18 protein-coding genes are annotated in these 20,992 nt (G+C 67.3%); 15 read left to right on the forward strand and 3 right to left on the reverse strand.

Annotated features, from left to right (window positions below):
- Positions 1–74: 74 nt before the first annotated feature.
- Entirely contained in the window at positions 75–1,169 is a 1,095-nt protein-coding gene (gene rodA / locus AC5P8R_RS01345) for a rod shape-determining protein RodA (RefSeq protein WP_049406772.1), read from the forward strand.
- 703 nt (positions 1,170–1,872) lie between these two features.
- Here the strand turns inward: rodA and AC5P8R_RS01350 are convergent.
- Positions 1,873–2,193: a DUF8588 domain-containing protein gene (locus AC5P8R_RS01350; protein WP_401730966.1), complete on the reverse strand. Its 321-nt coding sequence runs from the start codon at positions 2,191–2,193 to the stop codon at positions 1,873–1,875.
- A gap of 45 nt (positions 2,194–2,238) precedes the next feature.
- Between AC5P8R_RS01350 and mltB the strand changes: the two genes are divergently transcribed.
- The 3 genes from mltB (at position 2,239) to AC5P8R_RS01365 (ending at position 5,970) form a co-directional block, all read left to right on the forward strand.
- Entirely contained in the window at positions 2,239–3,384 is a 1,146-nt protein-coding gene (gene mltB, locus AC5P8R_RS01355) for a lytic murein transglycosylase B (protein ID WP_041863835.1), read from the forward strand.
- Positions 3,381–4,649, forward strand: a complete 1,269-nt coding sequence (locus tag AC5P8R_RS01360; protein WP_014648444.1) for a septal ring lytic transglycosylase RlpA family protein — start codon at positions 3,381–3,383, stop codon at positions 4,647–4,649. Before mltB ends, AC5P8R_RS01360 begins: the two co-directional genes overlap by 4 nt.
- Positions 4,650–4,749: 100 nt before the next feature.
- Positions 4,750–5,970 carry a D-alanyl-D-alanine carboxypeptidase family protein gene (locus tag AC5P8R_RS01365; RefSeq protein ID WP_014648443.1) on the forward strand — a complete coding sequence of 407 codons (1,221 nt, stop codon included), beginning with the start codon at positions 4,750–4,752 and terminating at the stop codon, positions 5,968–5,970.
- A 341-nt stretch (positions 5,971–6,311) separates the two neighbouring features.
- Here AC5P8R_RS01365 and AC5P8R_RS01370 read toward each other — a convergent pair whose 3' ends face one another.
- Complete coding sequence (locus tag AC5P8R_RS01370) at positions 6,312–7,370, reverse strand: lipid A deacylase LpxR family protein (RefSeq protein WP_080281880.1); 1,059 nt, start codon at positions 7,368–7,370, stop codon at positions 6,312–6,314.
- A gap of 352 nt (positions 7,371–7,722) precedes the next feature.
- Between AC5P8R_RS01370 and AC5P8R_RS01375 the strand changes: the two genes are divergently transcribed.
- The 7 genes from AC5P8R_RS01375 (at position 7,723) to gnd (ending at position 15,136) form a co-directional block, all read left to right on the forward strand.
- The gene (locus tag AC5P8R_RS01375; protein WP_005411067.1) at positions 7,723–8,001 is read left to right on the forward strand and encodes a YbeD family protein; all 279 of its coding nucleotides are present in this window, start codon (positions 7,723–7,725) and stop codon (positions 7,999–8,001) included.
- Positions 7,989–8,699: a lipoyl(octanoyl) transferase LipB gene (lipB, locus tag AC5P8R_RS01380; RefSeq protein WP_014648440.1), complete on the forward strand. Its 711-nt coding sequence runs from the start codon at positions 7,989–7,991 to the stop codon at positions 8,697–8,699. Before AC5P8R_RS01375 ends, lipB begins: the two co-directional genes overlap by 13 nt.
- A gap of 18 nt (positions 8,700–8,717) precedes the next feature.
- Positions 8,718–9,728 (forward strand): lipoyl synthase, encoded by a 1,011-nt coding sequence (gene lipA, locus AC5P8R_RS01385; RefSeq protein WP_032960206.1) that lies wholly within the window; start codon positions 8,718–8,720, stop codon positions 9,726–9,728.
- Positions 9,729–9,975: 247 nt separating this feature from the next.
- Entirely contained in the window at positions 9,976–12,153 is a 2,178-nt protein-coding gene (locus tag AC5P8R_RS01390; RefSeq protein WP_014648438.1) for a carboxy terminal-processing peptidase, read from the forward strand.
- Between the two features lie 214 nt (positions 12,154–12,367).
- Complete coding sequence (locus AC5P8R_RS01395; RefSeq protein ID WP_032960208.1) at positions 12,368–12,964, forward strand: DUF2242 domain-containing protein; 597 nt, start codon at positions 12,368–12,370, stop codon at positions 12,962–12,964.
- A gap of 2 nt (positions 12,965–12,966) precedes the next feature.
- Entirely contained in the window at positions 12,967–14,220 is a 1,254-nt protein-coding gene (locus AC5P8R_RS01400) for a hypothetical protein (protein WP_014648436.1), read from the forward strand.
- 10 nt (positions 14,221–14,230) lie between these two features.
- Positions 14,231–15,136, forward strand: a complete 906-nt coding sequence (gene gnd, locus AC5P8R_RS01405) for a phosphogluconate dehydrogenase (NAD(+)-dependent, decarboxylating) (protein ID WP_014648435.1) — start codon at positions 14,231–14,233, stop codon at positions 15,134–15,136.
- 289 nt (positions 15,137–15,425) lie between these two features.
- Here the strand turns inward: gnd and AC5P8R_RS01410 are convergent, their stop codons facing one another.
- The gene (locus tag AC5P8R_RS01410; RefSeq protein WP_241884193.1) at positions 15,426–16,469 is read right to left on the reverse strand and encodes an oxidoreductase; all 1,044 of its coding nucleotides are present in this window, start codon (positions 16,467–16,469) and stop codon (positions 15,426–15,428) included.
- 170 nt (positions 16,470–16,639) lie between these two features.
- Here AC5P8R_RS01410 and AC5P8R_RS01415 point away from each other — a divergent pair, with 170 nt between their 5' ends.
- The 4 genes from AC5P8R_RS01415 (at position 16,640) to AC5P8R_RS01430 (ending at position 20,986) form a co-directional block, all read left to right on the forward strand.
- Positions 16,640–17,023 carry a BON domain-containing protein gene (locus AC5P8R_RS01415; RefSeq protein WP_014648433.1) on the forward strand — a complete coding sequence of 128 codons (384 nt, stop codon included), beginning with the start codon at positions 16,640–16,642 and terminating at the stop codon, positions 17,021–17,023.
- Positions 17,024–17,215: 192 nt separating this feature from the next.
- A complete protein-coding gene (locus AC5P8R_RS01420; protein WP_495222930.1) occupies positions 17,216–19,033 on the forward strand; it encodes a sensor histidine kinase in 1,818 nt (605 codons plus the stop codon).
- Positions 19,030–19,470, forward strand: a complete 441-nt coding sequence (locus tag AC5P8R_RS01425; protein WP_005411057.1) for a response regulator — start codon at positions 19,030–19,032, stop codon at positions 19,468–19,470. The genes AC5P8R_RS01420 and AC5P8R_RS01425 overlap by 4 nt, the downstream gene beginning before the upstream one ends.
- 4 nt (positions 19,471–19,474) lie before the next feature.
- Positions 19,475–20,986, forward strand: coding sequence for an ATP-binding response regulator (locus AC5P8R_RS01430; protein WP_046432552.1), 1,512 nt, complete (start codon positions 19,475–19,477; stop codon positions 20,984–20,986).
- The last annotated feature ends 6 nt before the right edge of the window (positions 20,987–20,992 follow it).

Here is a 20,992-nt window from a genome sequence, read left to right on the forward strand (position 1 = left end):
CCCCACAGCCCGGCTACGGAGATCAGAAGCACCCTGACAGCTTCACGCAAGCGCCCGTTGCTAGCGTGCTGCGCGTGGAATGGAAACGACTGTTTGGCGGCTGCCGTGAGGCAGTGCGCACGATCGATCTGCCGTTGCTGGTCGCATTGCTGATCCTGATGGGCGCGGGCCTGGCGGTGCTGCACAGTGTGTCCGGGCCGGTGGCCGGGCAGGCGGCGCGCTTTGCGGGTGGACTGCTGGCGATGTGGCTGCTGTCACGTGTTTCGCTGCTGCGCCTGCGCGCGTGGACACCAGCGTTGTACGCGCTGTCGATGCTGCCGCTGATGGCGGTGTATGTGATCGGCACCGGCAAATATGGGCAGCGCTGGCTCAACCTCGGCGTGTTCTACCTGCAACCGTCGGAGCTGCTCAAGCTCAGCCTGCCGTTGATGATGGCCTGGTACCTGCACCGGCAACCGCTGCCGCCGTCGCCGCGCACGGTACTGACCGCCGCGGTGCTGATCGGCGCGCCGGCGGTGTTGATCCTGATGCAGCCCAACCTCGGCACCGCCACGCTGGTCACCGCCAGCGGCGTGTTCGCGTTGTTGCTGGCGGGCCTGCACTGGGGCTGGGTGGCGACCGGCGCGGCGGGGCTGGCAGTGGCCGCGCCGCTGGCGTGGTTCGGTCTGCTGCGTCAGTACCAGAAGGATCGTGTGTTGACCTTCCTCGACCCGGCGGCCGACCCCCTGGGCACCGGCTGGAACATCCTGCAGTCACGCATCGCGATCGGCTCCGGGGGATGGCAGGGACGCGGCTGGGGGCAGGGCACCCAGGCCACGCTGGATTTCCTCCCCGAATACACCACCGACTTCGCGTTTTCGGTGCTGGCCGAAGAGTTCGGCTGGATCGGCGTGGCGACGCTGTTCGCGCTGTACCTGTTCGTGGTCGGGCGTTGCCTGTGGATTGCCGTGCACGCGCGCGACACGCATGCACGGTTGCTGGCCGGCAGCCTGGGGCTGGCGTTCTTCGTCTACGTGCTGGTGAACGGCGGAATGATTTCCGGCCTGCTGCCGGTGGTGGGCATTCCGATGCCGCTGATCAGCTACGGCGGGACATCGGCGGTTTCGCTGTTGGCCGGCATCGGGTTGGTGATGGCGGTACGCGGGCACCGGCCCGTGCACGGGGGATAGGGTTTCCGGCCAACGGCGCAGCCCCTCGTGGGTGGTGTCTGGGTGGCTGCGGAAAGCAGAAGCCGCGGGTGGGCCGGTCGGGTTGGGTACGCGGGGGACGCCGTGAATCCGTCCCTGGAGGCTTGGCAGCCGCTTGCTCGTGTGCGCTGTCCTGCGCACACGGCAAGACCCGGGTTGGGCGTCCTGCCCAACCCGCCCGAGGCATGCCTCGGGCCCATGCGGCTGACACCCCCGCGTACCCAACCCGACCGGCTTCTGACAGATTTCGGAGGTCTGCCACCCACGGAGAAGAAAAAGAAGATCAAAAGCGGATCGCGACGCTGCGCTTGCTCGTGAGCCGAGCATGGCTCGGCTCTACACACGGCAATGAAGCGACCCGCCAGGCCGCCTTTGCTTTTGATCTTCTCTTTACTTCGCCGTGGGTAGACGCGCACGGAACCTGTCCGTGGCCGGGTAGAGGGGCTGCGCAGGGGCGTGAGCCGCATGGATGCGGCGACCAAGCTTACATGGACGTACTTGCAGCGGCCCCTGCGCAGCCCGTCTACCCGGCCCCACCCATGAACTGCTTTTCGCGGCCACCCACGAGGGGCTGCGCCGTTGGCTGGAAACTTCCTGACTGCGCAACGCCCGTTGTGTAAGCGTTCTCACACCGATGCACGACAGCACGCCCGCTGACGAAAGTCCGCAAAAAACGTTAGCTGGTTCACACTTTTACACCGCGTTGATCTTGATCAATGGACTTGTCGTAATCGGCCTGCACAATGGCGGCCCGTTCGGCACGGCGCGCCGTCAATCGTTGCAGCGCGAGGGGGCGTCGGGCGGGAAGCAGTACTGATCCAACGGGTACAGGGAGCGCGGGGTACTGCCACTGGGGAGCGGCAGCCGCGCAGGTACCGACCGGATCCGGTCGCCGGTTGCGTCTGCGGGGATGGGGACGCAACCGGCAACCTCTATCTGAATGGGGAAGGGCGATCACGATGCCTTCACATTTCCCGCTGGTCGCAGGCAAATCGTTGTGATTCATGGTGTTAGGGGTTTTAATTCATCCATGACCTGCTAACCTGCGACGATGATTCGACGCACTCTGGCCTGCATGCTCACCCTCGGCCTGGTCGCCTGCGCGACCCAGCCGAAGTCCCCACCGTCTTCGCCCCAGGCCAGCAGTACGCCGCGCCAGCCCGCCGCCAAAGCCCATGGCCCGGCCGAGGCCGCGCCTGAAGCCACCGCCGCCACCGCGGCGCCGGTCGATCTCACCCCGGTGCCGTTCGAGGTCGCACGGGCCCGCTTCATTGCCGATACCGCCAAGCGCTATGGCCTGAAGCCGGAGCAGATCAGCAGCGTGCTCGACCAGGCGCAGGTGCGCCAGCCGATCATCGCCGCGATGTCGCGCCCGGCCGAACGGGTCAAGCCGTGGAATGAGTACCGGCCGATGTTCATCAGCAAGGCGCGCATCGAGGGCGGCCGCGCGTTCCTGGCCGAACACCGCGCCGAACTGGATCGCGTGCAGCAGCGCACCGGCGTGCCGGCCGAAGTGATCGTCGCGATCATCGGTGTGGAAACCAGCTACGGCAGGAATGCTGGCAGCCATCGCGTGCTCGATGCGCTGTACACGCTGGCGTTCTATTACCCGCGCAGCGGCGACCCGGCCAAGCTGGAACGCGAAGTGCGCCGCGAGCTGTTCTTCCGCGATGAGCTGGCCAAGCTGTTCGAGTTGGGCCACGAAGAGAAACTGGATATCACCACGCTCAAGGGCAGTTATGCCGGTGCGATGGGCATGGGCCAGTTCATGCCGTCCAGCTATCTCGACTACGCCGTGGACGGAAACGGTGATGGCCGCCGCGACCTGTTCACCAGCTACGACGACGTGTTCTCGTCCATCGCCAACTACTTCGTGAAGAAGGGCGGCTGGGTGCGTGGCGGGCAGGTGGCCGTGCCGGCCACGCTGGCGCCGGGCCGCGAGGAGTTCAACCCGACCGAATGGATGCCGACCTGGACGATGGCCGACCTGGCGCAGCGCGGCTACCAGCCGGGCGCGCCGGTGCAGCCGGGCGCCACCGCCACGCCGATCACGCTTGAAGGCAGCACCGGCAAGCAGTACTGGCTGGGCTTCCAGAACTACTACGCGATCACCCGCTACAACCTCTCGAAGATGTACGCGATGGCCGTGTTCCAGTTGTCCCAGGCCATCGCCGGACAGGAGCTGCCCCCGGCATGAACATCAGATGGCTGGTCCCAGGCTTGATCGTCCTCGCGCTGGCTGCCTGCAGCAGCGCGCCGAAGAAGCCGGCCACGGCCGGCCATGGTGGCAAGTCCGGCGGCACGCTGGTGCAGGGGCGTGGCTCGCGCCCGGCACACTGCCCGGAAGGGTCACCGTACGCGGCGGCCAAGGAAGACCTGAGCACCCGCGGCAACTACACTGCCGGTGGCCTGTACAAGCCGGGCGTGCGTGACAGCACGCCGGATTACATTCCCAACGTGGCCTGCATTCCCGAGCCGGAAGTGACCGCCGAGGAGCGCTCGGCGATCGGCAACAAGTCGCCGTACGTGGTGCTGGGGAAGTCGTACAAGGTGCTCGACGATACCCACGACTATGTCGAGCGCGGTACCGCGTCGTACTACGGCGCCAAGTTCCATGGCCGCCTGACCTCCAACCGCGAGGTCTACGACATGTACCAGTTCACCGCCGCGCACAAGACGCTGCCGCTGCCCAGCTTCGCCCGCGTGACCAACCTCGACAATGGCGAGTCGGTGATCGTGCGCGTCAACGACCGCGGCCCGTTCCACGATGGTCGCGTGGTCGATCTCAGTTATGCCGCCGCCGTGCGCCTGGGCATCACCCAGCGCGGTACCGGCAACGTGGAAGTGCGCGCGCTGCAGCCGGGCGAGAGCAACCTGCTGGCGCAGAAGCCGTCCCGCCGCGAGCGTCGTGCCGCCGAAGCGGCAGCTGCGGTGGCCAGTGCACGCCCGGCAGCGACCGCGCGCGCCACTGCCGACAGCGATATCGATCGCCTGGTCAAGCGCCTGCCGGCCGATGGCATGCCGGCACGCGGCCAGCCGGCCACCACCCAGGGCGTGGCCAGCACCGTGCCGGAGGTGGCGGTCAGCAGCCTGCCGCCGAGTGCACCGCTGCGCAGCACCGCACCGGCGCCGGTTGCAGTCGCCAGCGCCGCGCCGCGCGCCGTCGCGCCGGCACCCGTGCGCACCGTCGCCGCCACGCCGGCGGCACCCAGCCTGTCGCAGCAGGTGGTGGGCGCGGTGATGGTGCAGGTCGCCAGCTTCTCCAGTCGCGACAACGCCAACCGTGCGATGGGCCAGCTCAACGCTGCCGGCATCGTCGGCGCGACCATCAGCGACATCGCCGCCGGTGGCCGCACCCTGTTCCGTCTGCGCGTTCCTGCCACCGACCATGCCAGTGCCGCGGAACTTGCCGGCCGCATCGCCGGTCTGGGCCTGGGTTCGCCGCAGATCGTCAAGGATTGATCCGCCCGGGCCGGTGCTGCCGGCCCAGGCTCCCCCGGCCTTACAATGGCCGTTACGTTCCACCCTCCATTCCCGGCCGTCCCCTGGAGCCTGCTGTCCAATGAATTTCCGTTCCGCCGCCACCGCCCTGGCCGCCACCCTGGTGGTGGGCCTGGCTTCCGCCCAGACGCCGCTGCCGACCCCGGCCACGCCGGCGCCTGCCGCCGCCGCTGCCGCCCCGGCCACCGTCGCGACCCCGCCGGCCCCGGCCCCGAGCGTGTCCAAGGCCTGGGTCCTGATGGACTACGCCACCGGCCAGGTGCTGGCCGGCGAGAACATCCACGAGCAGCTGGCCCCGGCCAGCATCACCAAGGTGATGACGTCGTACGTGGTTGCCGCCGAGGTCAAGAACGGCAAGGTCCGTGCAGATGACCAGGTGATGATGAGCGAGCGCGCTTGGCGCGAAGGTGGCGCCGGTACCGACGGCAGCTACAGCGGCTTCCCGGTCAACCAGACCGCACGCCTGGAAGACATGGAAAAGGGCATGGCGATCCAGTCCGGCAATGACGCCGCGATCGCCCTGGCCGAGCATGTGGCCGGCAGCGAAGAGGCCTTTGCGTCGCTGATGAACAGCTACGCCGCCAAGATCGGCATGAAGGACTCGCACTTCGTCAACGCCCACGGCCTGACCGCACAGGGCCACCACAGCACCGCCTACGACCTGGCGCTGCTGGGCCGCGCGATGGTGCGTGATTACCCGGAAACCTACGCGTATAACAAGATCAAGGAATTCCAGGTCGGCAACATCAAGCAGCCGAACCGCAACCTGCTGCTGTGGCGCGATGGCAGCGTGGATGGCATCAAGACCGGCCACACGTCCGAAGCCGGCTACTGCCTGATGAGCTCGGCCCAGCGTGGCGACCAGCGCCTGATCGCCGTAGTGCTGGGTGGTGCGTCGGAGAAGCAGCGTGCCGACGACAGCCTGGCCCTGCTGAACTGGGGCTTCCGCTTCTTCGAGACCCACCGCCTGTACGAACCGGGCAAGGCCGTGGCCGAGCACAAGGTCTGGAAGGGCACCACCGACAAGGTACAGCTGGGCGTGGCCCAGCCGATGCTGGTGAGCGTGCCGCGCGGCCGCTACAACGACCTGAAGCCGAGCATCGACGTGCCCAAGACCCTGGAAGCACCGTTCACTGCCGGCCAGCAGATCGGCACCGTGAAGGTCACGCTGGATGGCAAGGTCATCGCCGAGGCACCGCTGGTGGCCGTGGCCGCCGTCGAGCAGGCCGGCTTCTTCAAGCGCCTGTGGGACAGCTTCTGGATGTGGTGGGAATCGGAATGATCCACGCCTTGGCGTGGTGAACGAAAAGGCCGGCAAATGCCGGCCTTTTCTGTTTCGGAAGGCCGCTTCCCCCCGCACGCGGGGGGTAGAGCCGGCCGCTGGCCGGCTCCGCATGAGCCCATCCGGATGCGGGTCGTGCCGGCCGCTGGCCGGCTCCGCATGAGCCCACCCGGATGCGGGTCGTGCCGGCCGCTGGCCGGCTCCCCAGCAACTCATCCGGAACTGCCGGCAGCCGGCCAGCGGCCGGCACCACCTGCAGCGCCTGACTTGCAGCGAGCGATGCGGTAACCGGTGTGCCGACCAACGGTCGGCACCTACCCGCTTCACCCTCAGCCCCTCGCCTACAGCGAGCGGCTGATGGTGAAACTGCCGAACACCGGCGATTGGCGCTGGCCGTTGAACTCTCGCGTGCTGTGGTAACGCGCAGCGGCGAACTTCCAGCGTCCGTACATCACGGCCACGCCATAGCCGCCGTAGGCCACCACATGGCGCTTGTCCACGCTGTGACTGTTGCGGAACGTGTTGCCATCCAGCGTGATGTCGCGGATCACCCAGGCCGCGTCCGAGGTCGCGAACAGGTGCCAGGACCAGCCATTGGGACGGCCGCTGCGGGTCGGTGCCGTGTTCTCACCGGCCGGGCGCAACGGCGTGCTGCCGAAGTCGTCCGGCAGCTTCCAGCCGAAGCGCACTTCACCGCCGAGGTTGGCCTTGGTTTCCAGGTTGCCGATCGAGCCGCCGTAGTGGCTGATCGCGTCCCAACCCCAGCCGTCGGCATTGATGCTGGCATCACCCGGCCAGCGGCGCATGCGCTCATGGGTCAGCATGAACAGCGGCTCGTTGTGCAGCTGGTTGTCCCAGCCCTTGAATTTCTCGTCGCCCAGCACTTCGTGCACGGCATTCTGCACCTGCTTGCCCTGTGCCCACGGGCCAACTACGCCCAACGTCAGCTGGGTGGTCTGCAGGCGGTCGCCGCTGCGCGCATTGAAACCGAAGTTTGCGATCAGTACGCCCGCGTAAGGGCGGTCGTCCTCGATCAGGTCCCTGCGGCTGAAATCGGTCGGGGTGAAGATGCCCTGGCCGATGCTGAAGATCATGTTCTGCTGTTCGAACCTGCCCGGATGCAGGCCTTCCAGGTACTGGTTCACCCAGCGCGCCATGCGTGGAAGGCACGGGTCGTCGGTGTAATCGACCAGATTGGGCGAGACCAGGGTCAACAGCGCACCGTTGGTATAGCCCTGGTCCTGGTGGCGGCCGCCGAACAGGTCGTTGTCGACGCGGAAATTGACCTGCGGCGGGTGATCGCGCATCGCGTCCGGGCCACATTGTTCGGCCGCCTGGGCGGCAAAGGGGAGGGCAGAGGCCAGCAGGCCGGCCAGCCCGAGGGCTGCGACACTACGCATGGATGGAATGCTCATGGGGAAGGGGGCGGTTTTCTGTCGTTTTCTGCAACGCTACGGTACTCGTGCCCGCGCGCCGGAACGAGCACGCTGGGATCACTTGTCTGTTCCGAAAACAACATTGTCCGGCGGACACAATTCGTTACCCGCGCACGCGCCGCAGGCCTGGCGTGAAGGCGACTGCAGGCCGCGCGCACGATGCCCCGGTCAGTGAGGGGCCGAAAGAACCAGTCAGCTGCCGTTGGGCTCTCCGCCCGCGCTTTTGGGCCAGCTGCAACGCAGCAGGCCGCCAGTGCTGTCTTTGACGTTGATGAATACTCTTGGGTTTGTTGCCCTGCGGCCCGATAATGGGGCCATGGAAATCAAGTCCGACAACCCCGACCACGGCTTCCAGTTCCCCGGCCAGTTCGAGCTCAGCGCCATGGGCCCGGCCAACCGCGGCCTGGAGCATGAGCTTCCCCGTCTGCTGCTGGCTGCCGGCATCGATGTGGTGAACGAACGCATCAGCTGGAAGCATTCGTCCAACGGCAAGTACGTGTCCGTGCGCATCGTGTTCAAGGCCGAGAGCCGCGAGCAGTACGACCTGGCGCACCAGGCGCTGCGCGACCACCCGGAAGTGAAGTGGACGCTGTAGCCGACAGCTGCCCGGCCGAAGCCGCCCCGGAAGACCGCGCACCGCGTCCGGCGGTGGTCCGCGACCTCGGCCGCCAGGCGTACGAGCCGGTGTGGCGCGCCATGCAGCGCTTCACCGACCAGCGCAGCGACGCCGACGCCGACGAACTGTGGGTAGTCGAGCACGATCCGGTGTTCACCCTGGGCCAGGCCGGCAAGGATGAGCACGTGCTGGCGCCGGGTGACATCCCCGTGCTGCACGTGGACCGTGGCGGCCAGGTGACCTATCACGGGCCCGGCCAGATCGTGGTCTACCCGCTGTTGCGCCTGCCGCGGCTGGGCATCGGTGTGCGCGACTACGTGTGCCGCATCGAGCAGGCCCTCATCGATACCCTGGCCGAGTGGAACATCGGCGCCGAACGCCGCGAGGGCGCCCCGGGCGTCTACGTCGGTGGCGCCAAGATCGCTGCGCTTGGCATCCGCGTGCGCCGCGGCTGCACCTTCCATGGCCTGGCCTTCAACGTGGCCATGGACCTGGAACCCTTCCACCGCATCAACCCCTGTGGCTATCAGGGGTTGCAGGTGACCTCGGTGGTAGACTTGGGCGGCCCCTCCGGGCTGGATGCCGTCAAGCCGGTGCTGCTGGACCACCTGGCCCGCCAGTTCGGCCTGCTGCTGCAGCACACGCCGGAACTGCCCGATCTTTCTGCGGCCGCCTGACCGCCCCCCGGAACTGCCATGACTGAAACCACCGCCCGTTCCATTCCCCTGCAGATCGTGCAGGGCGACTCTCCGTCCGCCGCGCCGTTGCAGGCCGGGGTCAAGCAGCTGGGCGGTGACAAGATCAACCGTTCGCCGGTGCAGTTCGCCGACGCGCCGGTGCTGCGCAAGCCGTCCTGGATCCGCGTGCGCATTCCCTCGGGCAACGCCGTGCAGAACCTCAAGGCCAAGCTTCGCGAGAACCGCCTGGTGACGGTGTGCGAGGAAGCCAGCTGCCCGAACATCCACGAATGCTTCGGCCATGGCACCGCCACCTTCATGATCCTCGGCGAGGTCTGCACCCGCCGCTGCTCGTTCTGCGACGTGGCCCATGGCCGCCCGAAGCCGCCGGATGCCAACGAACCGGCCAGCCTCGGCCAGACCGTGGCCGACATGGGCCTGAAGTACGTGGTGGTGACCAGCGTCGACCGCGATGACCTGCGTGACGGCGGTGCCCAGCACTTCGTCGACTGCATCACCGCCATCCGCGAAAAGTCGCCGGGTACCCGCATCGAAGTGCTGACCCCGGACTTCCGTGGCAAGGGCCGCATGGAGCGCGCGCTGGAGATCCTGGCGCAGAACCCGCCGGATGTGTTCAACCACAACATCGAGACCGTGCCGGACCTGTACCGCAACGTGCGCCCGGGTGCGGACTACCAGTGGTCGCTGAACCTGCTGAAGAACTTCAAGGCACAGCACCCGGACGTGCCGACCAAGAGCGGCATCATGCTGGGCCTGGGCGAAGACTTCGAACAGATCAAGGCCACCATGCGCGACCTGCGCGCGCACGATGTGGACATGATCACCATCGGCCAGTACCTGCAGCCGACCGCGCATCACCACCCGGTACTGAAGTACTGGACCCCCGAGGACTACAAGGCGCTGGAAGACTACGGCTACGCGCTGGGCTTCAGCCACGTGGCGTCCGGCCCGATGGTGCGCTCGTCGTACCACGCTGACGTGCAGGCCAAGGGCGCCGGCATCTCCTGAGGCGGGTGCGGACCGTTGGTCCGCATACCTCTGCCTGCCGCAGAGCCGAGCCCATGCTCGGCTGCTTGCTGCCGGCCAGCCGAGCATGGGCTCGGCTCTGCATGCATTCACAATTTGCTACACCGGCCCGGCTAGGCTGGTTTTCCACCGAGCGCGGCCGGATGACAAACCCGGCAACTTTCGGCACTGTCGTGGTGTCTGAACACCCTGCAGTCTCCCCCTTGGCAAGGCGCCTTCGAGCACGTCAATGAAATTCAAAGCCCCCGCATTCCTGATGGCCCTGGCGCTGGTCGCGCCGCTGGCGCTGGCGGCCAAGGCCGACTCGCCCGCATTGCCCGCGGCGGCCACCGCCGATCAGGTGACCACCTCCAAGCTGGTGTACGGCCTGTTGTCCGACAGCCGCTACGCCTACCGCCCGCGCGCGCTGGACGAGGCCACCTCCAAGGACGTGTTCAAGCGCTACCTGGAGACCCTGGACGGCGGCAAGCAGTACTTCACCCAGGCCGACGTGGCGCGCTTCGCGCCGTTCGAAGCCAACATCTCTTCGGCCATCCGTGGCGGCGAGCTGGAGCCGGCGTTCCAGGTGTTCGCGGTCTACAAGCAGCGCGTCGGCGAGCGCGTGGCCTATGCGCGCAAGCTGCTCAAGCAGGAGCCGGACTTCACCACCGACGAGCGCTTCGAATACGACCGCAAGAAGGTTCCGTGGGCGGCCAGCAGTGCCGAACTGGATGAGCTGTGGCGCAAGTCGGTGAAGAACGACTGGCTGCGCCTGAAGCTGGCCGGCAAGAAGCCGGACGACATCCGCAAGACGCTGGACAAGCGCTACGCGACGCTGGAGAAGTCGGTCAACGAGCTGAAGGGCGAAGACGTCTTCCAGTTCTTCATGAACGCCTACACCAGCGCGGTTGATCCGCACACCGACTACTTCACCCCGCGCACCGCCGAGAACTTCAACCAGGCGATGTCGCTGTCGCTGGAAGGCATCGGTGCGCAGCTGCAGCGGCAGGACGACATGGTGGTGATCCGCGAGATCATCGCCGGTGGTCCGGCCGCAGTGGACGGCACCCTGAAGCCGGGGGACCGCATCGTTGGCGTTGGCCAGGGCAAGTCCGGCCTGGTCGAGGATGTGATCGGCTGGCGCATCGACGACGTCGTGGCCAAGATCCGCGGTGCCAAGGATACCCAGGTCAAGCTGGAATTCATCCCGGCCGCCGAGGGCGTGGACGGCAAGCACCACACGCTGGTCCTGACCCGCCAGAAGGTGCGCCTGGCCGAACAGGCCGCCAAGGGCGAGACCATGAGCATCCCGGCCGCCAACGGCGAACCGGCGCGCAGGATCGGCGTGATCAAGCTGCCGACCTTCTACCAGGACTTCGAAGGCCGTCGCCGCAATGCCGCTGACTACGCCTCGGCCACCCGCGACGTCGCCAAGCTGCTGGCCGGCTTCAAGAACGACAAGCTGGATGGCGTGGTGCTGGACCTGCGCAACAACGGGGGGGGCTCGCTGGATGAAGCGATCGAACTGACCGGCCTGTTCATTGAACAGGGCCCGGTGGTGCAGGTGCGCGAGTCCGGTGGCCGCGTTACCGTCAACAGCGACCGCAACCAGGGCGTGGCGTGGGATGGCCCGCTGGCGGTGCTGATCAACCGCGGTTCGGCCTCGGCCTCGGAGATCTTCGCCGGTGCCATCCAGGACTACGGCCGTGGCCTGGTGATCGGTGAAACCAGCTTCGGCAAGGGCACCGTGCAGAACATCGTCGACCTCGATCGCTGGCCGAGCGGCGAGACCCAGCGCTTCGGCCAGGTCAAGCTGACCATCGCCCAGTTCTTCCGCATCAGCGGCAGCAGCACCCAGCACAAGGGTGTGGTGCCGGACCTGGCCTTCCCGGCCAGCGTCGATGCCACCGAATTCGGCGAAAGCACCTACGACAACGCCCTGCCGTGGACCCGCATCGCCGCCGTGCCGCACACCCAGTACGGCAACTTCGCGCCGCTGCTGCCGAAGCTGGAGACCCGCCACGACGCGCGCATCGCCACTGACAAGGAATTCCAGTGGTGGAACGAGGACGTGGAGCAGTTCCGCACCGAGGCCGCGAAGAAGTACATCTCGCTCAACGAGGCGACCCGTCGTGCCGAGCGCGAGCGCCAGGACGCCCAGCGCAAGGAGCGCCAGGTGCAGCGCAAGGAACTGGGCCTGGCCCTGGACCCGCTGGCCGACGACAGCAGCGACGATGGCCTGACCGGCAACGAGCGCGACATCGTCAAGGATGCCGCCCGTGAGAAGGCCGCTGAAAAGCGTCCGGACCCGCTGCTGCGCGAGTCGGCCTCGATCCTCGCTGACGCGGTCAATCTGCTGGCCAATGACCGCCCGCTGTCGGCCCAAGTGCTGCCGCAGTCCACCGGCGCGGGGCGCTGGGCGGACTGAGCCGGCCACGGCATGTGACACCTCAGGGGCCGGCATTGCCGGCCCCTCGTCGTAAAAGGGGACGGAGGGAATTAAGTCGTTTGTGGCACAAACGACTTAATTCCCTCCGTCCCCTTTTTCGTGCATGAACCGGGAGCAACGTGGGAGGGTATGTCGACCTGCCGCACACGGGGGTGGGACTACCCTTGGTGCTTCCGTTCTCGCAGGAGTACCCATGCGGGCCTCCCGTCTTTCCAGCGCCGCCGTAGCGCTCACCAGCGCCCTGATCCTCTCGGCCTGCGGTGGCCGTGCCGCCGACAGCACCGTGTTGCGCGAGTCCTTCGATTCCGGCGATACCTTCTCGCGCACGGTCGATGGGCGCCCGGGCGAAGCCTGCGAAGCGGCGCGCCGCACGCTGCTCAGCCAGGGCTATGCCATCGCCCGTTCCGACGATGCACAGGTGGAAGGCAACAAGAACTTCCAGCCGCGCGAGGATGACCATGAGCAGCTGGTGCTGCGCATCTCCTGCGCCCCGCGTGGCGGCCAGACGCTGGTGTTCGTCAGCGCAGTGCAGGATCGCTACGCGCTGAAGAAGAGCCCGACCTCGGCCAGTGTCGGTGTGGGAGCGCTGGGTTCGGTATCGCTGCCCTTCGGCAGCAACGACGACTCGCTGGTGAAGGTGGCCAGCAGCACGGTCACCGATGCCGAGTTCTATCGTCGCTTCTTCCAGCGCCTGCAGCAGTACCTGCCGGCCGCGGCGGGCAAGCCGTCGCCATCGCCGGCAGCGGCACCGGAGCCCGCACCCGCACCGGCGGTCACGGACCAGGGCTGAGCGTGCGCGGCAGGTGGCTGATTGCAGCCCTGCTGCTGGCGCCCGCGTGGGTCGTCGCAGCGCCATCCCCGGACTGTACGCAGGGCCTGCTGCAGCGGTTGGGGTGGCGCTTCGAGGATGCCGAGCTGCGTGCACCGCAGGTACACAAGGGCCCGGTGTGTACGCGTTCCTCGCTCGCCGCGGCACAGGCAGCGGGTGACCTGCGCGTACGCTGGCCGGCGGATCTGCCTGCAGGCGAACGACAGGCACTGCTGCAGCAGCTGCTGGAAGACCCTGCTACGGTCTGCGCCTATGCCTTCGAGCTGGGGGCGGCCACGCGGCGCGCGACCTCGGCATTGCAGGGCAATGCCACGTTCCGTTTCTCCGGCCCGCAACTGGGCTGGATCGGCTTTGGTCTGCGCGGCGCGCCGGCACAGGGCTGGCAGCGTACGCGCAGTTTCGGCCGTGGCTTCGTGCCCAGTGCGGGCAACAGCCATGCGCTGCAGGCGTTCTACAGCGGTGCCGTGCGCGCCGAGTGCGGTGTCGGCCGCCAGGTCGCGCAGCTGGCCACCCAGCGCGAGCTGTATGGCGATGCTGCGTTCGATACAGAGTTCGCAGCGGATGAACTGTCGATCGGCACCTTCCTCGCGCTGCACGCCACCGACAGCATCCTGCTTGGCGCGCACGCGGGCGAGTTCTTCGCCGATGGCAAGGCGGTGCGCACCTCGGCGATGGGGCGGCAGGCGTTCGTGGGTGTGCCCGGCTTCATCGAACATGTGTACGACAACGGTACGCTGGATGACCTGAGCAACCAGGCCGAGAACTTCGTGGTCGTCACTGTGGGCGAGGGCGCTGCGCAGGCCCTGGCGCAGCACGGCGGCCTGGCCTGGTACGACCAGCGCAATGCCGAACTCTGGAAACTGGCGCAGGACATCCCGCGCATCGGCCAGCGCTACTTCGAGCGCCTGCTGTTCGAGCGCGATCCGCAGTTGCGCGCACGGCTGGCGCCGCGCTACCACGACACGCTCGCGCGCATGGACCAGCTGCTGGACGATCCGTTCTACCAGCAGTTCGTGATCTATGTGCATCCACGCGGTATACGTCCCATCGGCTACCACGTCGCCCGCCTGCTCGATCGCAACCCGCGAACCCCGTTTTCAATCGACCTGGCGGTGCACAATCTGCATACCACGCTCTACCGGCGTTGGCGCGAGGCGCAGCTGCGCCACTGCGCGGCTACCGGCAGGCCAGGCAGCCTGACCCTAGACCCCAACTGAAGGTGAAACAATGGATATTGCAATGATCGGCCTCGGCCGCATGGGCGCCAACATGGCCCAGCGCCTGCATCGCGGCGGCCACCGCGTGGTCGGCTACGACCCGGGCGAAGGCGCCCGCCAGCGCGCCGCCGAGGCCGGCCTGGAGGTGGTTGATTCGCTGGCCGCCGCCGTGGCCGCGCTGCCGGTGCCGCGCGTGGTGTGGCTGATGGTACCGGCCGGCGAAACCGTCGACCAGACGCTGGGCCAGCTGACCCCGCACCTGGCCGAGGGTGACATCGTCATCGACGGCGGCAACTCCAACTACCAGGACTCGATCCGCCGCGCCAAGGCGCTGGCCGAGGATGATCTGGGCTACGTCGACTGCGGCACCAGCGGTGGCGTGTGGGGCCTGCAGGAAGGCTACAGCCTGATGGTCGGTGGCGAAGCGTCGGTGGTGGAGCAGATCGCACCGTTGCTGCGCACGCTGGCCCCGGCCGAAGATCGTGGCTGGGGGCGCGTCGGCCCGTCCGGTGCCGGCCACTTCACCAAGATGGTCCACAACGGCATCGAGTACGGAATGATGCAGGCCTATGCCGAAGGCTTCGCGCTGATGGAGCGCAAGCAGGAGATGGAACTGGACCTGGCGCAGGTGGCCGAGGTGTGGCGCCACGGCAGCGTGGTGCGTTCGTGGCTGCTGGACCTGAGCACGGAAGCCCTCAAGCGCAATCCTTCGCTGGATGGCATTGCCCCGTACGTGGAGGATTCCGGCGAAGGCCGCTGGACCGTGGCCGAAGCCATCGCGCTGGATGTGCCGGCGCCGGTGATTACGCTGTCGCTGCTGGAACGCCTGCGCTCGCGCGAATCGAATTCGTTCACCGACCGCCTGCTGTCGGCGATGCGCAATGAATTCGGTGGCCACGCGATCAAGAAATCGTAAGCACGAAGCCGGGGTCGGATCCCTTTCCGTAGGAAAGGGCTCTGACCCCATGCAGGCAGTCGAGCATGGCTCGACTCTGCAAAAGCCGTCTCCGATGGCTTCCACGTCGATGTGTCGACCAAGGTCGACACCTACCGTCGGGCGCGGGACTCTGTCGAAGGCGGGGTGGGTCCGGCTCCCGCAACCGGACCCATCCTGCCATCTCACGGATTGCCGGTTTTTGCCGTTGCTGTTGAGGTTGCCGGCCAGCGGCCGGCACTACCACGGGTGCAGGGCGAAGCCCTGCCGATCACCCCAACGCGATCCGCCGCCCTTCGCGCGCGCTGTCCATGCCGGCCTGCAGCAACCGCATCAGCTGCAGCGCCTGCACCGGGCTGACCGTGGCTTCGCCCTCGCCGTGCATCGCCGCCGCGAACTGCGCATACAACCGGCGATAGTCGCCGGGCAGGTTGTCGACGGTGCTGCGTTGCACGTTGTCTTCGGTATCGCAGCGCACCAGCTCACCATGCCGCGGATCGATGCCCCAGCCTGGTGCGCCCGGCGCCACGCCGCGGCGCAGCTGCGCCTCCTGCACGTCCAGGCCGTGCTTGATCCAGCTGGCGGCGCTGCCATGCACACTGAAGTGCGGCGTCTGCGCTGCCACCAGGGAACCGGCGTGGACGATCGCCCGATGCCGTGGGTAGTGAAGTATTGCGTGGAAGTAATCGATGCCGCCGCCACCTTCGCGCTGCACGGCCAGGTCGGCATCGATTGCCTCGGGCCAGCCGAACAGCACCAGCATCTGGTCCAGCAGGTGCGGACCGAGGTCGTACCACAGGCCACTGCCGGGCCCGCCCTGTTCGCGCCAGCGGTCGCGCACCTGCGGACGGTAACGGTCGAAGTGCGCGTGGCACTCGGCCACGTCGCCCAAGCTGCCTTCGGCCAGCAGCGACTGCAGGGTGAGGAAGTCGGCATCGAAACGCCGGTTCTGGAACACGGTGGCGATGCGCCCGGCATCGCGTGCCGCAGCCAGCACCGTTTCCGCTTCGGCCACATCCAGCGCGAACGGCTTGTCGACCAGCACATGCTTGCCTGCCGCCAGCGCCGCGATGGCCAGTGGCGCGTGCTGTTCGTTCGGCGTGGCGATCACTACGGCATCCACGGCCGGATCATCGAATACCTGCTGCGGCGTGGCACGCACGTGCACATCGCTGAACGTCCGCAGCAGGGTGTCGCGTTGTGAACTGACGATGCTGTGCAGCGCCAGCCCGGGGGTGTGCTGGATCAGCGGTGCATGGAAGACGCGGCCGGCGAGGCCGTAGCCGATCAGGGCCAGTTGCAGGTCGGGGCGCATGGCAGGGCTCCGGCAGTGGGAAGGGCAGGGTAAACGACGGGTGCTGGCCGTCCAAAACTGAACGGTTGCCATTGGAAACGTTTCGATTCACGGCGGCATGACCGCAACGCCACGCCTGCTCTACGGTGGGTTGTCCAGACTGGCAGCACATTCCGAAGGAGTACGACACGATGAGCAATACCACCCGCACGCTGATTGCTTCCGCCCTGACCCTGGGCCTGGCGCTGTCCTCCTCGGCCGCATTCGCCAAGGACCCGGCCGCGAAGAGCCCGCCGACCAGCACCCATCCGACGACCCATGCTGATCGTCACGACTCCAATGAGCCGGTGACCGATACCTGGATCACCACCAAGGTGAAGGCCGATCTGCTGGCCAGCAGCAACGTTCCGGGCACCGAGATCAAGGTGGAAACCGTGAACGGCGTGGTCAGCCTGAGCGGTGCCGTCGCTACGCAGGCGGAGAAGGACAAGGCGGTCAACACCGCCAAGGGCATCAAGGGCGTGACCCGCGTCGATGCCGCCGCGCTTAAGGTCAGCGCCGCTGCCAAGCGCTGAGCATCCACCGACCGTTGAACAGGGTGGGCGCCCCGAAGGGGGCGCCCACTCGCGTATGGGGCCGGCTGCGGGGGCCCGTTCAGCCTGCCGCGCTTTGGACTCCAGAGTTGTGATTGCCTGCGCTATATTGCCGGTTCCGCCGCAGCCGGGCTCGTCCCGGGTCCCGCTCCGCGGCCGTGCTGACGAGGAACTATGGCGCTGGTTTTCAGTTACGACATCTGGGACCGCTGGCGGTTGCCGGCCCTGGCGCTGGCGGCTGCCGCGATCATCGTGGTGCCGTGGTTGACCCTGCGCAAACTGCAGCAGGACAGCGAAGAGGCGATGGCCTGGGTCAACCACACCCAGTCCGTTGGCGTGGCGCTGCAACAGCTGCAGGCCGATGTGCGCGACGTCGAATCCGCCGCGCTGACCCTGTCCAAGGGCGTGGATGCGCCCGGCCTGCGCGAGCGGATGGCCAAGGCCAACGATATCCCCGGGCGCCTGGCCGAACTGGGCCGGATGACGCGCGACAATCCCGATCAGCTGATCCGCATTGGTCGGATCGAATCGATGCTCGAAGGCCGCATGGCGCTTGCCCGCGAGCTGGCCCGGTCCGAACCGAACTCCGACCAGCGTGAGCTGGTGCAGGACCTGAGCACGCGTTATCCGATCCGTGGCCTGGTGGAGGAGCTGCAGGCCAGCGAGCAGAATCTGCTGGCACTGCGCGCCCAGCAGGCCGCGCGCCAGCGCAAGCAGACCGAACTGGTGTCGTGGAGTTCGCTGGCGATCCAGCTGGCCCTGCTCGGCCTGGTGCTGTGGCTGCTGCAGCGGCAGATCGGCCGCCGCCTGCATGCGGAACGGCAATCGCTGCGCTCGGCCGCACGCGCGGCGTCGGTGCTGCAGACCGTGCGCGAACCGATCGTGCTGCTCGACCGCGACCTGCGCGTGCAGCTGCACAACCCGGCGTTCGCCGAACTGTATGACCTGCAGGACGAGCGCGCCGATGGCCTGCTGCTGGAAAACATCGGCGACGGCGCCTGGCGGGATCCGGTGGTGCGCCAGCGCCTGGCCGATGTGCTGTCGCGTGGCCGCGAACTCTGGGACTTCGAGCATGAGCAGCGTACCGCCGTTGGCATGGTGCGCTATATGCTGCTCAACGCACGGCGCATGCCGCTGCCCGACACCGATGACGAAGTGGTGCTGCTGACCATCAGCGACGTCACCATGCAGCGCGCAGTGCAGCTGCGCGTGGAAGAGCTGAACCGCCAGCTGGAGGGCAAGGTCGCGCAGGTGTCCGAGGTCAACCGCGAGCTGGAAGCCTTCAGCTACTCGGTTTCGCATGACCTGCGTGCGCCGCTTCGCCACGTGGCCGGATTCTCCGACAAGCTGTCGCGCCACCTCGGCGACGCCGCCGATGACAAGAGCCGGCATTACCTGGAGGTGATCTCCAGTTCGGCCCGGCGCATGGCGGCGCTGATCGACGACCTGCTGGTCTATTCGCGGCTGGGCCGCGCGGCGATGCGCCAGCAGGCGGTGGACATGCAGTCGCTGGTGGCCGATACCCGCGCCATGCTCGATGCCAACCTGCAGGCCGAGGCCGAGAACAGCGGCCATGCGCACCACGTGGAGTGGAGCATCGCGCCGCTGCCGATCGTGGTGGGCGACGAGAACATGATCCGCCAGGTCTGGCTGAACCTGCTCGGCAACGCGGTGAAGTACTCGGGCAACCGCGAGCCGGCGAAGATCCGCGTGGACTACCAGCCGCAGCCCGATGGCGGCCATCAGTTCACGGTCAGCGACAATGGTGCAGGCTTTGACATGGCCTACGCCGGCAAGCTGTTTGGTGTATTCCAGCGCCTGCACAAGGCCAGCGACTACCCGGGTACCGGCATCGGCCTGGCCAGCGTGCGCCGCGTGCTGACCCGCCATGGCGGCCGTATCTGGGCCGAGGCCGAACCGGACGTCGGCGCCACCTTCCACTTCTACCTGCCTCCCGCGATCGACGCGGACAAACAAGGGCCTTCTGCATGACCACTCTGCGCACCATTCTTCTCGCCGAAGACAGCCCGGCGGATGCCGAAATGGCGATCGATGCCCTGGAAGAGGCGCGTCTGGCCAATCCCATCGTGCACGTCGAAGACGGCGTGGAAGTGATGGACTACCTGCTGCGCCGCGGCGCCTTCGCCAATCGCGAGGAAGGCCTGCCGGCGGTGCTGCTGCTGGACATCAAGATGCCGCGCATGGATGGCCTCGAAGTGCTTCGGCAGATCCGCGAGCACGAAGAACTCAAGCGCCTGCCGGTGGTGATCCTGTCGTCCTCGCGCGAGGAAAGCGATCTGGCCCGCAGCTGGGACATGGGCGTGAACGCCTACGTGGTCAAGCCGGTGGACGTGGACCAGTTCTTCGGCGCGGTGCAGACCCTGGGCAAGTTCTGGGCGTTGATCAACCAGGCACCGGAACTCGAGTGAGCCCATGCCCCTGACCGGTCCCGCCCTGGGGGCGCTGCGCATCCTGCTGGTGGAAGACTCACCAGAGGATGCCGAGCTGATGTCCGAACAGATGCTCGACGCGGGCCTGGACGCCCGCTTCGAGCGTGTCGAGAGCGAGGCGGAACTGCGCCAGGCACTGGCTGCGTTCCAGCCGGACATCGTGCTGTCCGACCTGAGCATGCCGGGGTTCTCCGGTGATGACGCGCTGCGCATCGTGCGCGAGACCTCGCCGGACGTGCCCTTCATCTTCGTCTCCGGCACGATGGGTGAGGAGAACGCGGTGGCGGCGCTGCAGAAGGGCGCCAATGACTACATCATCAAGCACCTGCCGGCGCGCCTGCCGTCGGCGGTGGCGCGTGCGATCCGCGATGCACGCAGCGCGGTGGAGCGTGCACGGGTGGAAACCGAGCTGATGCGCGCGCAGCGCCTGGAAAGCCTGTCGCTGCTTGCTGCCGGCCTCAGCCATGACCTGCGCAACATCCTGCAGCCATTGCTGATCATGCCGGACCTGCTGAAGGCGCGCACCGAGGATCCGCAGCTGCACCACCTGGCCGATGTCATCGCCGAGTGCGGTCGCCGTGGCCATGAGATGGCCGAATCGATGCTGTCGTTTGTGCGCGGTTCGCGCAAGCCGAGCGAGCGCATCGAGATCGATGGCCTGTTCGATGCGGTTGCACTGCTGTTGCGCAGCAACGTGCCCGATGCCGTGCGCCTGGAACTGCAGGTGCAGGACGAAGGCCTGGTGGTCGATGCCAACTACACCGAGCTGCAGCAGGTGATGTTGAACCTGGCGCTCAACGCGATCCAGGCGATGCCCAACGGCGGTCGCCTGAGCCTGACCGCCAGCCATGCCGGCCAGCGCGATGGCGTGGACTGGATGCGGATCTGCGTGGCCGATGAAGGCATCGGCATGGATGCAGACACGCTGTCGCACCTGTTCAATCCGTTCTTCACCACCAAGGCCGACGGCACCGGCCTGGGCCTGATTTCCTGCAAGCGCATCGTCGAAGGTGCCGGCGGCAGCATCCATGTCAGCAGCCAGCCGGGGCAGGGCACCTGCTTCGAACTGCACTTGCCGATGCACGAAGCCAGCGACGGCAGTGAGCCGATCGAGCAGCTGGTGGCCCTGGGCAGTGGCCAGTCGATCCTGGTGGTCGATGGCGAGGCCACGCGCCTGTCGTTGCTCGGCAATGCGCTGTCAAGCCAGGGATATCAGCTGCAGCTGGCCTCCGATGGCCCGGCGGCGCTGCGCTGGATGCAGCAGGAGGCAATGCCGGCGCTGGTGATTGCCGACGCCGGCTCGAAGTTGTTGCCGGCCAGCCAGCTGCTGGGCGAGATGGCCACGCTGGGCTATCGCGGCCCGGCGCTGGTGCTGGAAGACGCAGCGGTGGAGGTGGCGGCCGATGCATTTCCCGCTGGCGTGCAGGTGCACGTGCTGCGCAAGCCGCTGCAGATGCAGCAGGTGTTCCGCGCGGTGTCCGAAGCGCTGGGCTGATGTCGC

This window comes from Stenotrophomonas sp. YJH_SMC_73, from assembly GCF_059370155.1.